Origin of the sequence: Streptococcus sp. S5, from assembly GCF_034134805.1 — a bacterium.
GTDB lineage: Bacteria > Bacillota > Bacilli > Lactobacillales > Streptococcaceae > Streptococcus > Streptococcus lingualis.
Map to the genome: position 1 here is coordinate 209,484 of NZ_CP139419.1, position 14,494 is coordinate 223,977.

At 43.4% G+C, this 14,494-nt stretch carries 12 protein-coding genes; 8 read left to right on the plus strand and 4 right to left on the minus strand.

Going from position 1 to position 14,494, the window contains the following annotated elements; genetic code table 11:
- The first annotated feature begins 69 nt into the window (after positions 1-69).
- The 3 genes from SM123_RS01155 to nrdI all read left to right on the plus strand — a co-directional run bounded on the left by SM123_RS01155 (position 70) and on the right by nrdI (position 4,357).
- Entirely contained in the window at positions 70-2,898 is a 2,829-nt protein-coding gene (locus SM123_RS01155) for a GbpC/Spa domain-containing protein (RefSeq protein WP_320909632.1), read from the plus strand.
- Between the two features lie 426 nt (positions 2,899-3,324).
- Positions 3,325-3,840 (plus strand): ABC transporter permease, encoded by a 516-nt coding sequence (locus SM123_RS01160; RefSeq protein ID WP_070587705.1) that lies wholly within the window; start codon positions 3,325-3,327, stop codon positions 3,838-3,840.
- A 61-nt stretch (positions 3,841-3,901) separates the two neighbouring features.
- Positions 3,902-4,357, plus strand: coding sequence for a class Ib ribonucleoside-diphosphate reductase assembly flavoprotein NrdI (gene nrdI / locus SM123_RS01165; RefSeq protein WP_155125189.1), 456 nt, complete (start codon positions 3,902-3,904; stop codon positions 4,355-4,357).
- Positions 4,358-4,597: 240 nt separating this feature from the next.
- Here nrdI and SM123_RS01170 read toward each other — a convergent pair whose 3' ends face one another.
- Entirely contained in the window at positions 4,598-4,843 is a 246-nt protein-coding gene (locus tag SM123_RS01170) for a hypothetical protein (RefSeq protein WP_023919916.1), read from the minus strand.
- Positions 4,844-4,996: 153 nt separating this feature from the next.
- Complete coding sequence (gene argS, locus SM123_RS01175; RefSeq protein ID WP_049515225.1) at positions 4,997-6,685, minus strand: arginine--tRNA ligase; 1,689 nt, start codon at positions 6,683-6,685, stop codon at positions 4,997-4,999.
- 104 nt (positions 6,686-6,789) lie between these two features.
- On the opposite strand from argS, the gene argR reads away from it, so the two are divergent.
- Both argR and mutS read left to right on the plus strand, forming a co-directional pair.
- On the plus strand, positions 6,790-7,230 hold the full coding sequence (gene argR / locus SM123_RS01180; RefSeq protein ID WP_023919910.1) for an arginine repressor: 441 nt from the start codon (positions 6,790-6,792) through the stop codon (positions 7,228-7,230).
- 109 nt (positions 7,231-7,339) lie between these two features.
- Entirely contained in the window at positions 7,340-9,889 is a 2,550-nt protein-coding gene (gene mutS / locus SM123_RS01185; RefSeq protein WP_070594643.1) for a DNA mismatch repair protein MutS, read from the plus strand.
- A 304-nt stretch (positions 9,890-10,193) separates the two neighbouring features.
- On the opposite strand, the gene SM123_RS01190 is transcribed toward mutS, so the two are convergent.
- Positions 10,194-10,649, minus strand: a complete 456-nt coding sequence (locus SM123_RS01190; RefSeq protein WP_024054970.1) for a DUF3021 domain-containing protein — start codon at positions 10,647-10,649, stop codon at positions 10,194-10,196.
- Positions 10,643-11,083 carry a LytTR family DNA-binding domain-containing protein gene (locus tag SM123_RS01195; RefSeq protein WP_070594642.1) on the minus strand — a complete coding sequence of 147 codons (441 nt, stop codon included), beginning with the start codon at positions 11,081-11,083 and terminating at the stop codon, positions 10,643-10,645. The genes SM123_RS01190 and SM123_RS01195 overlap by 7 nt, the downstream gene beginning before the upstream one ends.
- A gap of 248 nt (positions 11,084-11,331) precedes the next feature.
- On the opposite strand from SM123_RS01195, the gene mutL reads away from it, so the two are divergent.
- Genes mutL through SM123_RS01210 form a run of 3 tightly spaced genes read left to right on the plus strand, consistent with a single transcriptional unit; the run spans position 11,332 to position 14,462 of the window.
- Complete coding sequence (gene mutL / locus SM123_RS01200) at positions 11,332-13,275, plus strand: DNA mismatch repair endonuclease MutL (protein WP_070594641.1); 1,944 nt, start codon at positions 11,332-11,334, stop codon at positions 13,273-13,275.
- A 20-nt stretch (positions 13,276-13,295) separates the two neighbouring features.
- A complete protein-coding gene (gene ruvA, locus SM123_RS01205; protein WP_070661626.1) occupies positions 13,296-13,889 on the plus strand; it encodes a Holliday junction branch migration protein RuvA in 594 nt (197 codons plus the stop codon).
- Positions 13,890-13,898: 9 nt separating this feature from the next.
- Entirely contained in the window at positions 13,899-14,462 is a 564-nt protein-coding gene (locus tag SM123_RS01210; protein ID WP_070594639.1) for a DNA-3-methyladenine glycosylase I, read from the plus strand.
- The last annotated feature ends 32 nt before the right edge of the window (positions 14,463-14,494 follow it).

Genomic DNA, 14,494 nt, shown 5'->3' on the forward strand with positions numbered 1-14,494 from the left:
TTAACTGGAAGTAGCATATTTTTGCCTCTACAGTGAGATTTTTTTAAACAAAAAAGGAGAGTTTTGAAAATGAAAAGCTATCGTGAACATGTTTCGAAGCAGGAAAAATTTTCAATTCGTAAGTTATCAGTCGGTGTTGTTTCATTGGCCATCGCTGGATTGGCTACTGTTAATACCTACGGAGCAGAAGTGAAAGCGGATGAGGCAACAGCACCTGCAACTGAAGCGACTACTACGGATACAGCAACAAGCGATGCAGCTGTTTCAACAAGTTCTAAGTTGACATCTACAACTGTGACAGAAGGAAATAAAACAGTTACGACGACTTATGTAGAATCACCAGAACTTGAAAAAGCAAAAGCTGATGCGGCTACAGAAGGTGTGACCGTTACAGAAGAAGCTGAAAAAGTCCAACCATCTATCGCAGCAGCAGAAGCAGATAATAAAGCTCAAACAGCTGAAATCAACACAGTAGTTGATAACTACAAAAAGGCAAAAGCGGAGTATGAAGCAAAATCTCAAGAAATCACATTGATTGAAAAGAGAAATGCAGAAGCAGAAGCGGCTTACAAGAAACAAGTAGAAGACTACAAAACCCAACAAGCAGCTTATGATAAAGCTTTAGAAGAGTACAATGCTAAAAAGGCAGCCTACGATGCTAAAGTAGCAGAAAAAGCAGCAGCAGATAAGGCCAATGCAGAAGCAAAAGCTAAGTATGAAGCAGAAATGGCTGTTTACAATACAGCGAAAGCGCAATACGATAAAGATTTACAAGAATACCAAACTAAGAAAGCGCAATACGATAAAGATAAAGCAGCTTATGATCAATTGGTAGCGAAGAAGGCAGAAGAAGATGCTGCTAAGGCTCAATACGAAGCTGATCTTGCAAAATACAATGTAGAAAAAGTACAGTACGAAAATGATTATATTGCTTATCAAAAGAAATTAGCTGAATACGAAGTTGCCAAAAAACAATATACGGACGCGAAACAAGCATACGACAAATATATGACAGACAATGCGTATGCTGACCTTAAAAATGTTTCAACTGTTCAAGATTTGACCTTCCAACGTGAAGGTGGTGCAACTCACACCATTGACGGCATCAGCACTTATCTTACTCGTGATGCTCAAGCTCGTTTAAATACAAGCAATGTCCATCAATATGATTCTAATAAATTGGAAGCTTCAGATATTGTAGCAACTAGTCCTTGGGCCAATAATGAAACTGAGTACATTCAAGTGAAAGAAGGCGATAAATTTGTCGTTACTTATGATAACTTGAATCAGTCCAGCATGCGTGAAAATACGGATATGCATCCAATCAAACGTGTGATTTACCGTTATGAGATTTTAAGTCTTCCATCAAATGATGGCAAAGGGATTGCAGCAGTCAACGCAGATCCAACGGTAACCATGACAGTGGGTGCTTCAACAGACCAAGACAAACCTGTTAAGGTTGCTGTCGATGTTGAATTCTATGATGGTGATGGCAATAAATTTGATTTGACTCAACGCAATGCCATTGTCGCTTTGAACTCGCTCAACCACTGGACAGGTGCTTCCTATGTCGATAGTGGAGACAAACCTCGTGCCCTTACAGTAGAAGCCAAAGATAAAAATGGCAACACTGTTCGTGGAACTTGGGATCCATATGCAGATGGTTCATCCATGAGCATTGAAAACAATGAAGTGAAGGTTAAAACAGGAAAAGCAGACTTTGGTACTGCAACTGTTTCCATTTCAGCAGACAACCCTCTCAAAATTGTGACTCAGAAATATGGTTATGTTAAAGATGACACAGGTAAATGGGTTCCTGGTACGACACCTGAGAAGGAAGAAGTAACGGATGCGTTAACTGTAAATGCTTCGGGTTCAGGAAGTGTTCATTCTATTGGTACAGAAGAATTTACCTTTGAAGGTAAGGATGATGTTATCGGATCATACAAAGTAGATGCAACTACAGGTCAAATTACGTTCACGCCTAAGAAGAAATTTGAAAACGTGGAACACCAAGAGTCTGTAAATGTTGGAAATAATAAATTTATTCCAATTCCAAACTCAAGTGTTTCTTATGATGCTGCTACTAAAGAAGTGACTTCCTTTAAAGATAACCAATATATTGAACATGGCTCTGTCTTTAACGGTGAATCTTCAACAACTCTTGAAGGTTGGGATAATCCATCTTCTCCATACCTCTATTATGGTGGAGCAGGCTTGAAGATGTCAGATGGACACTTAGTCTTTACGGCTAATGGTGCCAATGCGGCTGGTCAACCAACGGTTTACTGGTTTGCCATCAACTCAAATGTAGGTCTTCCTAAAGAGCCAGGAGAAGAACCGAAAGAGCCAACAAAACCAACAGAACCAAAGGCTCCAACTCCACCAACGATTACAGTGGAAAATCTACCTGCAGAACCAAGCAAACCAGAAGAACCTAAAGGTCCAACGGCTCCAAAAGAACCTAACTACACTGTGATCACAGTTGATGTGAAGGAACCAAAAGCGCCAACTCCACCAAAAGCGCCAACCCCACCGACTCCTGAAGTCGTTCCAAATACGAATCCGGTGAAACCGGAAGCTGAGGTGAAATGGCATAAGAACAAAGTGGTAACGGAAACAGATATTCCAACCCCACCAACACCAGTTCCTCCAACTCCACCAACTCCATACAACCCACCTACACCAATTGTTCCACCTACACCAATCGTTCCACCAACTCCAGAGGTTCCAACCGAACCAACTCCTGAAGTTCCGGAACAGCCTGTACAACCTGCGCAACCACAAACACCTACGCTTCCAAATACAGGTACAGAAAGCTCAACTGCAGCTGTTCTTGCAGGTGCGATGGCTGGATTGCTTGGATTGGGTCTTGCACGCAAGAAAAAAGAAGATTAATTCTTATTTCTGTCGTTCATTCATCTAAATAAAGAAAGTCAGAAGGCAAGTTCTTCTGGCTTTTTTGATGGAGTGATGACCAAATAGTTGAGAAATAGAACAGAATAGTTTTTGGATGAGGAGAGGAAATGGCTTTTATAGACCAAATCGTGTCGAAATGAAGCAGAATAGAAATGGATGACACAAGAAGAAGAGAATGAGGTATACTGGTGGTGTTCGAATGAAAGTTTATAGGACTCCGTTATATCTCTAATCATTCCAATGATACAGTTGCGATGGCTTTTCATCTTTTGCACACATTACTTTTCCAAATGAATTTCATTTGAACGTATCAGTGATCAGGCAAGTGCTTCCACGGTTTTGAGGCGCTTGCCTTTCTATCTGTATCGCGATATAATAGGGTGTAAGAAATGAAAAGGAGTTTGTATGAAAAAGAAACCTATCTATCTTTACATCCTGTTATTTTTCTCTACGGTTGGAACCCTGACTTCAGCTGTCTCAACCTTTGGAGCTTCAAAGAGTTTTGAGCTGACAGATGATTTTGCGAAACAACTTGGTTTAACAACGGCTCAAGACAAGGCTGACTACGTGACATATTATGAGAAATCAGCCCAACTCAATCAGTCTCCACTAACCTTTTTATTTGTTTCCCTGATTCTGATTGCCTTACTGGCAACTTTCTATTTCCTCTTTATGAAGCAGGATCTGTTAACAGCCCATTATACTTACATGGGGCAGATTTTATTAAGTCAAGCCTTCTCTTGCTATAATTATTTTGCAGGGCGTCCACTATTAGCTAGTTTTTCAACCCCGTCCCTTCGCCAACGATATCTGGCATCTTCGTCCATTGCTTTGTTACTCTTGACTGCTTTATCTCTTCTCTTCCTTGGGATTGTTTTGTATAAAACCTTGCGTTTGAGAAAAGCTCAAGCTACGGCATAATAGATAAGTTTGAATGGAGCTCTCTTAGAGGATAAGAGAGCTTCTTGATTGGAGAAAAAAGATGAAAGTATCCTTTGTTTATATTAGTCTGAGTGGGAATACAGAGAGTTTTGTCCGCCGCTTAAGTGACTATTTGCTGGAAGCCCATCCCGGACTTGAAATCGAGAAAGTGCATGTGAAAGACCTGGTCAAAGAGGGCCAGCCCTTCTTTGAAATGACCAATCCTTTTATTACTTTTTTGCCAACCTATTTGGAGGGTGGAAATGGTGTTGACAATGGCGATGTGGAAATTTTGACGACAGATGTCGCAGATTTTATTGCTTACGGAGGCAACGCCAGCAAGTGCTTAGGAGTGGTTGGATCAGGCAATCGGAATTTTAACAATCAATATTGTTTAACCGCTAAGCAATACAGCCAACGCTTTGGTTTCCCTATGTTAGCCGATTTTGAAATGCGGGGGATGTTGGGAGATATTAAAAAAGTAGCCGCCATTGTAGAAGATTTGTATCATCTTTAAAATAAAGAGAGTGGGACAGAAATCGGTAATTCGTTAGAATTCGATTTCGTCGTCCCACCTCCGCACAGTTGAGTAGGGCTGTAAAAGCTGATGAAATCAGCGTAGTAGAGCCCACTCAACCACTGCGTCTTGCTCGACAATCCAAAAATAATTGAGAGGCTAGGACTTTTGTCCCAGCCTCTTATTTGTTGCGACTGAATAGAAGAGGAGTCACATTTTATATGACTCCTCTTCTATGGCTTATTTTAATTTTTCTGTGATTTCTTTAGCAAGTAGGAGTCCCAATCGATAGTCTTTGTTGATGGCATGGATGACATCGTTGATATTGTCGGTCTCTTGGATTTTTTCCTTGATGCTATCTTTGAAAGCTTGATCTTTCAAGAGTTGCTCTTGTAAGAGCCGTTGTAGTTTTTCTCTTTCGTACTTGTTGAATAAAAAGAGGACCACTAAACTGATGAGGATTAAGATGTAAACGGTTTGATTCATAGATTTCTCCTGTATATAAAGGATTTGAAAATGTAGAGAATGAAGGGCATTAGGCATGAGAAAAGGAGTGAGAAAGAACTAAATTGAATCGCATTTAGTTTCTCCTCTCACTCCCATATGAGATGTTCTACTTATCAATCATTAGATAAGAAATTACATTTTCTCAGGGGCATCGACACCAAGTAAGCGAAGGGCTTCTTTTAAGACTACTGCAGTTGAGTAGCTAAGAGCAAGACGGCTTTCGCGTTCTGGGCTTTCATCCAAGATACGAGTGTGTGCATAGTATTTGTTGAAGGCTTGAGCCAAGTTGATAGCATATTTTGCGATCAAGGATGGATCATAGTTTTCAGCAGCACGTTTCACCACACGAGAGAAGTCTTGGAGAAGCTTGATGATTTCCCAGCTTTCAGGATCGCTCAAGCTGTATGTCGCATCTGTAGATGGTGTGAAGTTGGCTTTGCGAAGGATGGATTGGATACGAGCGTAAGCGTATTGAACGTAAGGTCCAGTTTCTCCTTCAAAGGATACCATGGCTTCGAGGTCGAAGTCATACCCATTGCGGCGGTCTGTCTTCAAGTCGTAGAATTTAACCGCACCAACACCGACTGCATGTGCCACTTCTTCCTTGTTTTCCAATTCAGGGTTCTTTTCTTCGATCTGCGCTTTGGCACGAGAGATGGCTTCTTGAAGAGTTGGTTCGAGAAGGATGATATTTCCTTTACGAGTTGACAATTTTTGGCGGTTTTTTGTCACCAAACCAAAGTCAACGTGAACCATATCGTCGCTCCAGTCAAATCCCATTTTCTTCAAAACAGCTTTCAACTGACGGAAGTGGTTAGATTGTTCTTGACCTACAGCATAGATGTTTTTCACAAAGTTGTAAGTCCGTGCACGGTAGATAGCGGTTGCGATATCACGCGTGATGTAAAGAGTGGCACCGTCTGATTTCTTAATCATAGCTGGTGGAAGGTTGACATCATCGAGCTCAACGATGCTAGCACCCTTAGACTCTTTCAACAAGCCTTTTTCTTCAAGAATTTGGACAGCTTCATCCATCTTGTCATTGTAGAAAGCTTCTCCGTTTAAGCTGTCAAATTCAACACCGAGGAGTTTGTAGATACGGTTGAATTCTACCAAGCTTTCGTCACGGAACCATTGCCACAACTCAGTCGCTTCTGGATCTCCATCTTCCAATTTCTTGAACCAGAGACGTCCTTCATCATCAAGCTCAGGATCGTTTTCGATTTCAGCGTTGATCCGAACGTAAAGTTTTAGCAATTCATCGATTGGGTTGGCTTCGACAGCTTCCTTGCTACCCCATTTTTTGTAAGCCACCATCAAGAGACCGAACTGTTTACCCCAGTCACCCAAGTGGTTGATTTTAATCGTGTTGTAGCCCATTTTGCGGAAGATGTTTGAAAGAGCATCCCCGATAACGGTTGAGCGCAAGTGACCAACTGAGAATGGTTTTGCGATATTTGGACTTGAAAGGTCGATGGTAATGTTTTGGCCATGACCTTCGTCTTGTTGACCATAGTCTGCACCTGCTTCGATGACGGATTTGATTACTTGATCAGAGATCTTAGATTTGTCTAAGAAGAAGTTCACGTAAGGTCCAGTTGCAACGACTTTTTCGAAGGCGCTTTGGTCGATCTTTTCAGCAATATCTGCAGCGATTGCTTGAGGAGCCTTGCGTTCCACTTTTGCAAGTGAGAAGGCTGGAAAAGCAATGTCACCAAGATCAGATGATTTTGGTTGTTCAAGCAAGTTTAAAATAGCATCTTGGTCAAGAGAGTCAATCACTTTGGCCAATTCACTAGCAATGAGTTCTTTATTGTTCATATTAGCTCCTTAGTCCTTTTAACTATTATTTTAACACAATTCTGAGCGAATTTTCAATTTTTTTGGTATAATTTAAAGTATATTTATTCAAAAGTGGAGGTCCAATGAAAAAGACAGAACGTCACCTTTTGATTCAACAAATGATTCGAAATGAAAAATTGTCGACTCAAAAAGAGATTCAGGATCGATTAGAAGCAAAAGGAATTGCTGTAACGCAAACAACTCTGTCACGAGATTTGCGCGATCTGGGTCTAGTCAAGGTGAAACGAAAAGACCAGTTGTATTATATTTTGCCAAATGAGCCTGAGGTGGCAGAGATTTATATTATGTTGTCCAGCCACGCCAAGTCTGTCTCACGAGCAGAATTCACTTTGGTTTTGCGGACAGAGCTAGGAGAAGCAGCTCTCTTGGCCAATGGTGTAGATGAAATGTCAGATGAGCGTATTTTGGGAACAGTAGCAGGGGCCAATACCCTCTTGATTGTTTGTCGAGACCAAGAGGCAGCCATTGAAATTCAAAATGAAATTTTAGGGATGATGCAGTAATCAAGCCCTGTTAAGATGTCAAAAGGAGGAAGATAGTGAGCTATCTACTCCTGTTTTCATCTATGGAGCTTGTGTCAGAAAATGATGCAACAGTAAGGAATAAAGAAGTATGGCAGTAGAGAAAATATCCCCTGGAATGCAGCAGTATCTAGATATCAAAAAAGACTATCCGGATGCCTTTTTGCTGTTTCGAATGGGAGATTTTTACGAATTATTTTATGAAGATGCAGTGAATGCAGCTCAAATTTTAGAGATTTCCTTAACCTCACGGAATAAAAATGCAGAGAATCCGATCCCCATGGCGGGTGTTCCCTACCACTCGGCTCAGCAGTATATTGATGTTCTCATTGAACAGGGATTTAAGGTCGCGATTGCAGAACAAATGGAAGACCCTAAAGAAGCCAAGGGGGTCGTTAAGCGTGAAGTCGTACAGGTGATTACGCCGGGTACAGTGGTGGATTCGACCAAGCCAGATAGTGAGAACAACTTCCTGGTTGCTTTGGATCGTTCAGGAAATGAGTATGGGCTAGCCTATATGGATCTGGTGACAGGGGAGTTTCAGGTGACGACCCTCAATGACTTTAGCATGGTTTGTGGAGAAATCCGCAATTTACGTGCGCGTGAGGTGGTCCTGGGTTATGAGTTGCCAGAACAGGAAGAGCGTGTGTTTGTTAGCCAGATGAATCTCTTGCTGTCACATGTAGAGACGGCGCTCGACGATGTTCAACTCTTAGGGGATCAGTTGAGTGAGCTAGAAAAGAAAACGGCTGGAAAACTTCTCCAGTATGTCTACCAGACACAAATGCGGGAATTGAGCCACCTCAAAAAAGCCCATCATTATGAGATTTGCGATTTCTTGCAGATGGACTTTGCGACCAAGGCTAGTCTTGATTTGACAGAGAATGCGCGGACTGGGAAGAAACATGGTAGCTTGTATTGGTATTTGGATGAAACCAAGACGGCCATGGGCGGTCGTTTGTTGCGGTCCTGGATTCAGAAACCCTTAGTCGATTTGAAACGGATTCGAGAGCGCCAGGACATCATTCAGGTCTTTATGGATCATTTCTTTGAACGGAGCGATTTGACCGACAGTCTCAAAGGGGTCTATGACATTGAACGCTTAGCGAGTCGTGTTTCCTTTGGCAAGATCAATCCTAAGGATCTCTTGCAGCTAGGAGATACTCTGGGGCATGTGCCGACGATCAAGTCGATTCTACTGGGGATTGGTGATCCAGTCTTAGATGTCTTAATTGCACGCTTGGATGAACTTCCTGAATTGCACCGCTTGATTACCTCAGCTATTGCTCCGGAAGCGTCTGCTGTTATTACGGAGGGAAATATCATCCGAACTGGGTTTGACGAGCAATTGGATCAGTATCGTGTCGTTCTTCGGGATGGTACTGGTTGGATTGCTGAGATTGAGGCCAAAGAGCGCGAAGCCAGTGGCATTACAGGTCTAAAAATCGATTACAACAAGAAGGATGGCTATTATTTCCATGTCACCAATTCTCAATTGAGTCACGTTCCTGCTCACTTTTTCCGCAAGGCGACCTTGAAAAATTCAGAACGCTTTGGTACGGAGGAATTGGCACGCATCGAAGGAGATATGCTAGAGGCGCGTGAGAAGTCTGCTAATCTGGAATATACGATTTTTATGCGGATTCGGGAAGAAGTTGGCAAGTATATCCAACGTCTGCAACAGTTAGCTCAGGCGATTGCGACGGTTGATGTTTTACAAAGTTTAGCCAGTGTCGCTGAGTCGCAACAGTTGAATCGTCCCTTCTTTCATGAAGAACGACGAATCGCGATCGACAAAGGTCGTCATCCGGTTGTTGAGAAAGTGATGGGAGCCCAGTCCTATATTCCTAATAGCATCTTTATGGATGAAGAACGGGATATTCAGCTGATTACGGGGCCAAATATGAGCGGGAAGTCTACCTATATGCGCCAATTGGCGATCATTGTGATTCTTGCCCAAATTGGCTCTTATGTTCCAGCGCAAAGGGCTGAATTGCCAATCTTTGATGCGATTTATACCCGGATCGGAGCTGCTGATGACCTGGTATCGGGTCAGTCTACCTTTATGGTGGAAATGATGGAGGCCAATCATGCCATTCGCAAGGCAACGCCTCAGTCCTTGATTTTATTTGATGAGTTGGGACGGGGAACGGCGACCTATGATGGGATGGCCCTCGCCCAGTCCATCATCGAATACATTCACGATCGAACCGGTGCCAAAACCTTGTTTGCAACCCACTACCATGAGTTGACGGCACTCTCAGAGACCTTGTCCCGTTTGGAAAATGTTCATGTTGCGACCTTGGAGCGAGATGGTCAGGTTACCTTCTTGCACAAGATTGAACCCGGACCAGCTGATAAATCTTATGGGATTCACGTGGCCAAGATCGCTGGTTTGCCAGAAGAATTATTGAAGCGGGCGGATGCGATTTTGACCAAGCTCGAAGGACAAGCCCAGCAAGTACCGCTTGCGGATGCAACTCCTAAAAAGGAAGTGTCTTCGCAGGTTGCTGAACAAATGTCCCTCTTTGAGGAAGAAACAGAAAATACAGTGATCACAGAATTGAAGAATCTGGATCTCTACAATATGACTCCCATGGAAGTCATGATGGCAGTCGCCGAATTGAAAAAGAAATTATAAAAGAAGATCCTCGTGACAGCGAGGATCTTTTATTGAAGACAAAGTCATCTTAGAAACTTTCCTTAAGTGAGTACGGACGTCAGCGAACTTCTTCGAAGTTCCAAGACTAATTATTGAGCCTAAGGTCTCAATAATTCCGAGTGCCTGAAACAATTGTGTTTCAGGCACTTTTCTCACAGCGGAAAGTTTCAGTAGATGATTGAACAACTATAACGAGTATATTTTTTATAGAATTTATTAGATTTGTATAAAGGAACAGTTTATCTCTACTTTCAGATCCTCGTAGCACTGAGGATCTTTTTGCTTAGTGGTTAGCAATGCTTTGATTGATTTCTTGAACTTGTTTTTTATAAAAATGATGGGAGACCAACCAGATGATCACGTAAACGAGGGTGAATTCGACAACGAGTGAGAGGTAAAATCCGAGTCGTGCTGGAAACCAGCCGGCTAAGGTAGCTAGAGGAATAAAGCCAAGCAACATGAGTAGGTAATGGCTCAGAGTAGCCCGTAAGAGGCTCCAGTCTTTTTGAAAGAGGAGACTTCCGAAGCTAAAGAGGACCCCAATCGCACCCCAAACGAGGGCACAATAGAGCATGACCAGTGAGCCGTGAACATGATGCAAGAACATCCAGCGACCGACTGCAGAGTTGGGACTTAAGGGAAGGTACAACTCAGGTGAGAAGAGATAGGAAAAGAAAATGGATAGGATGAGCCCGATGAGAATGCCTTTCAGGGCGTCAGAAAAAGATTGTTTTAGCATGATAATTTCTCCTTAATGGCTTTCAAGTAACGACGGGAGGAGTAGGTCAGACTCCCGTTTTTAAGATAGATTTGCACCGATCCTCCACTGGTAAAGTGCAGGTGATCGATTTCTTTTGTGTTGATAATTTCAGATTGGGAAATTTTGAGAAAGCAGGTCGGCAAGTCTTCAGATAGCTGATAGAGTGGTCCAGTCAGAATAAATTGATCTGTCATGGTCTCGCCAATTACTTGCCGATTTTCAATGTAAAAACGTTGGAATAGTTGGCTTTCGATCAGGTAAGCTTCCCCATCCTTTTTGGCACGTAAGCGCCCTTTTTGATCCAATTCTTCCACAAAGTCACGGATTTTCTCTACACGCGCAGATAGTGCAGGTGCTGTGATCATCACCGTTTCTTCTTGGAAGTGGGAATCAATGTGTACTTCAACTTTCATAAGATATTTTCTCCCTCCTTTGGGTAAAGTCGGTTGGCCTGCTAGCCCGGCTCCTTCTTTACACTACTATTAAACACTTTTTCCAAAGGGAAGACAAGGGGATTTGTCTATGTGGTCGTTTTCTTTGCCTATGCGGTTTTTAAGGAAGAAGATGGGGACAGCCTCTATTTTTTAAGAAAGGGAGTCTTGTAGATCTGTGGTATAATAGAGCTACATGTATCGGTGAAAAAATAGGTAAAGGAGCAGACATGTCACAGATTATTGAATTGCCAGAAGTCCTAGCCAATCAGATTGCGGCAGGTGAAGTGATTGAACGACCTGCTAGCGTGGTCAAGGAGTTGGTTGAAAACTCGATCGATGCTGGGGCTAGCCAGATCGTTGTTGAAATCGAAGAAGCAGGATTGAAGTCGATTCGGATTACAGACAATGGGGAAGGAATTGCGCATGATGAGGTCGCTTTGGCCCTCCGTCGACATGCGACCAGTAAGATCAAGAGTCAAGTGGATCTTTTTCGTATTCGAACACTTGGTTTTCGTGGTGAGGCCATGCCTTCCATTGCTTCTGTCAGTATTCTAACCCTTCTGACGGCGCAAGAAGGAGCTGCCCACGGGACCAAATTGGTTGCAAAGGGTGGCGAAATTGAGGAAGTAGAGCTAGCGACAAGCCCTGTCGGGACCAAGATCACAGTGGAAGATCTCTTTTTTAATACACCTGCTCGTCTCAAGTATTTAAAGAGCCAGCAGGCAGAGCTATCCCATATCGTGGATATTCTAAACCGCTTGAGCTTGGCCCATCCTGAGATTGCCTTTACCTTGATCAATGATGGAAAAGAAATGACCAAAACAGCGGGGACGGGCAATCTCCGGCAAGCGATTGCGGGTGTCTATGGCCTGGCGTCTGCCAAGAAGATGGTGGCTATTGAAAATCGCGACCTAGATTTTGAAGTGACGGGCTTTGTGTCTTTGCCTGAATTGACTCGTGCAAATCGCAATTACATCAGTCTCTTTATCAACGGCCGTTACATCAAGAATTTCTTGCTCAATCGAGCTATTTTAGACGGCTACGGCAGTAAACTCATGGTTGGCCGCTTCCCGCTCGCGATCATTAATATCCAGATCGACCCTTACTTAGCGGATGTCAATGTTCACCCCACTAAGCAAGAGGTTCGCATCTCCAAAGAACGAGAACTAATGGCCTTGATCTCCCAGGCTATTGCGAACGCTTTGAAAGAGCAGAACCTGATTCCGGATGCTCTAGAAAATCTAGCCAAGTCGACTATTCGTCGAACAGAAAAGGCAGTACAGACGACCCTGCCTTTAAAAGAAAACCGCCTCTATTATGACCGAGAAAGTCGAGATTTCAAACTTCGACCAGAAGTGGCAGATCCTCAACGGCCTCTAGCAGATGAGCTAACTGCTGATTCTACAAGCCAAGAAAACACCGTAGAAAAACCAACAAGCGCGATCAAGTTTGCGGAAAGAAAGACTGTGGTTTATGATGAACTGGATCACCCAGAGTTGGATCTGGCTAGTCTAGACAAGGCCTATGATAAGTTGGATGGGGAAGAACATTCGACCTTCCCAGAATTGGAATATTTTGGTCAGATGCATGGAACCTATCTCTTTGCCCAAGGAAATGGGGGCCTATATATCATTGACCAGCACGCGGCCCAAGAGCGGGTCAAATACGAAGAATACCGGGAGAGCATCGGGGACGTAGACGGCAGTCAGCAACAACTGCTGGTGCCTTATATCTTTGAGTTCCCTACAGACGATCTGATCCGCCTGCAACAGCGCAAGCACCTCTTAGAAGAAGTGGGCGTCTACTTAGAAGAATACGGAGCTAACCAGTTGATCTTACGGGAGCATCCGATCTGGATGAAGGAAGAAGAGATCGAGTCGGGCATCTATGAAATGTGTGATATGCTCCTTTTGACCAAGGAAGTGTCCATCAAGAAATACCGGGCTGAGTTGGCCATCATGATGTCCTGCAAACGCTCCATCAAGGCCAACCACACGCTGGATGATTACTCCGCACGCGATCTGATCTACCAACTGTCCCAATGTGACAACCCTTATAACTGCCCTCATGGCCGTCCGGTTTTGGTTAACTTTACCAAGTCAGATATGGAAAAGATGTTCCGACGCATTCAGGAAAATCACACCAGTTTACGGGAATTGGGCAAATATTAAGTAAACAATAAAGGAAGATTATGTACGAATACATTAAAGGAATTTTAACAAAAATCACCGCCAAATACATCGTGGTGGAGACAGCTGGGATCGGCTATCTCTTGCATGTGGCCAATCCCTATGCCTACTCTGGTAAAATGAATCAAGAGGTGCACGTCTATCTGCACCAAGTGGTTCGGGAAGACGCTCACCTTCTCTATGGCTTTGCGACCGAAGAAGAGAAACAGCTCTTTTTAAACTTGATCTCAGTCTCTGGGATTGGACCTGTCTCAGCTCTGGCTATCATTGCTGCAGATGACAATGCAGGCCTTGTCCAAGCCATCGAAAGCAAGAACATCACTTACTTGACCAAGTTTCCGAAGATCGGCAAGAAAACAGCCCAACAGATGGTTTTGGACCTAGAAGGTAAGATCAATCTTGATCTAGAAGATGCACCGGCTCAGTCCAAAGCCAAAGTTGTAGAAGAAAACCAAGCCCTTGAAGAAGCCATGGAAGCCATGTTGGCATTGGGCTACAAGGCAACGGAACTCAAGAAAATCAAGAAATTCTTTGAAGGAACTTCTGATACTGCTGAAAACTATATCAAGTCTGCCCTTAAGATGTTGGTGAAATAGGAGAAGTCTATGCCAAAACGTTGTGGCTGGGTTAAAATGAATAACCCGCTCTATGTAGCCTACCACGATGAAGAATGGGGACAGCCCCTACATGAGGACCAAGCGCTTTTTGAGTTGCTCTGTATGGAGACTTATCAGGCCGGTCTATCTTGGGAAACGGTGCTCAATAAACGGCAGGCTTTCCGAGAATCTTTTCATGGTTACCACCTTCAACGCGTCGCAGAGATGACCGACTCTGAACTGGAAACTTTGTTAGACAATCCAGCCATCATCCGCAATCGTGCAAAGATTTTTGCGACACGGGCCAATGCTCAAGCCTTTCTACAAGTCCAGGAGGAATTTGGATCGTTTGATGCTTATCTTTGGTCTTTTGTAGATGGGAAAACCATCGTCAATGATGTTCCAGCTTACCGGCAGATTCCAGCGAAGACAGCTCTTTCTGAGAAGCTAGCCAAGGACCTTAAAAAACGTGGTTTTAAGTTCACCGGACCAGTCGCAGTTTTATCCTTCCTACAAGCAGCAGGCCTGGTTGATGACCATGAGAATGATTGTGAATGGAAAAACGGTGATTAGTGAGTATAGGTAACTAGAGTATCTGAGAATAT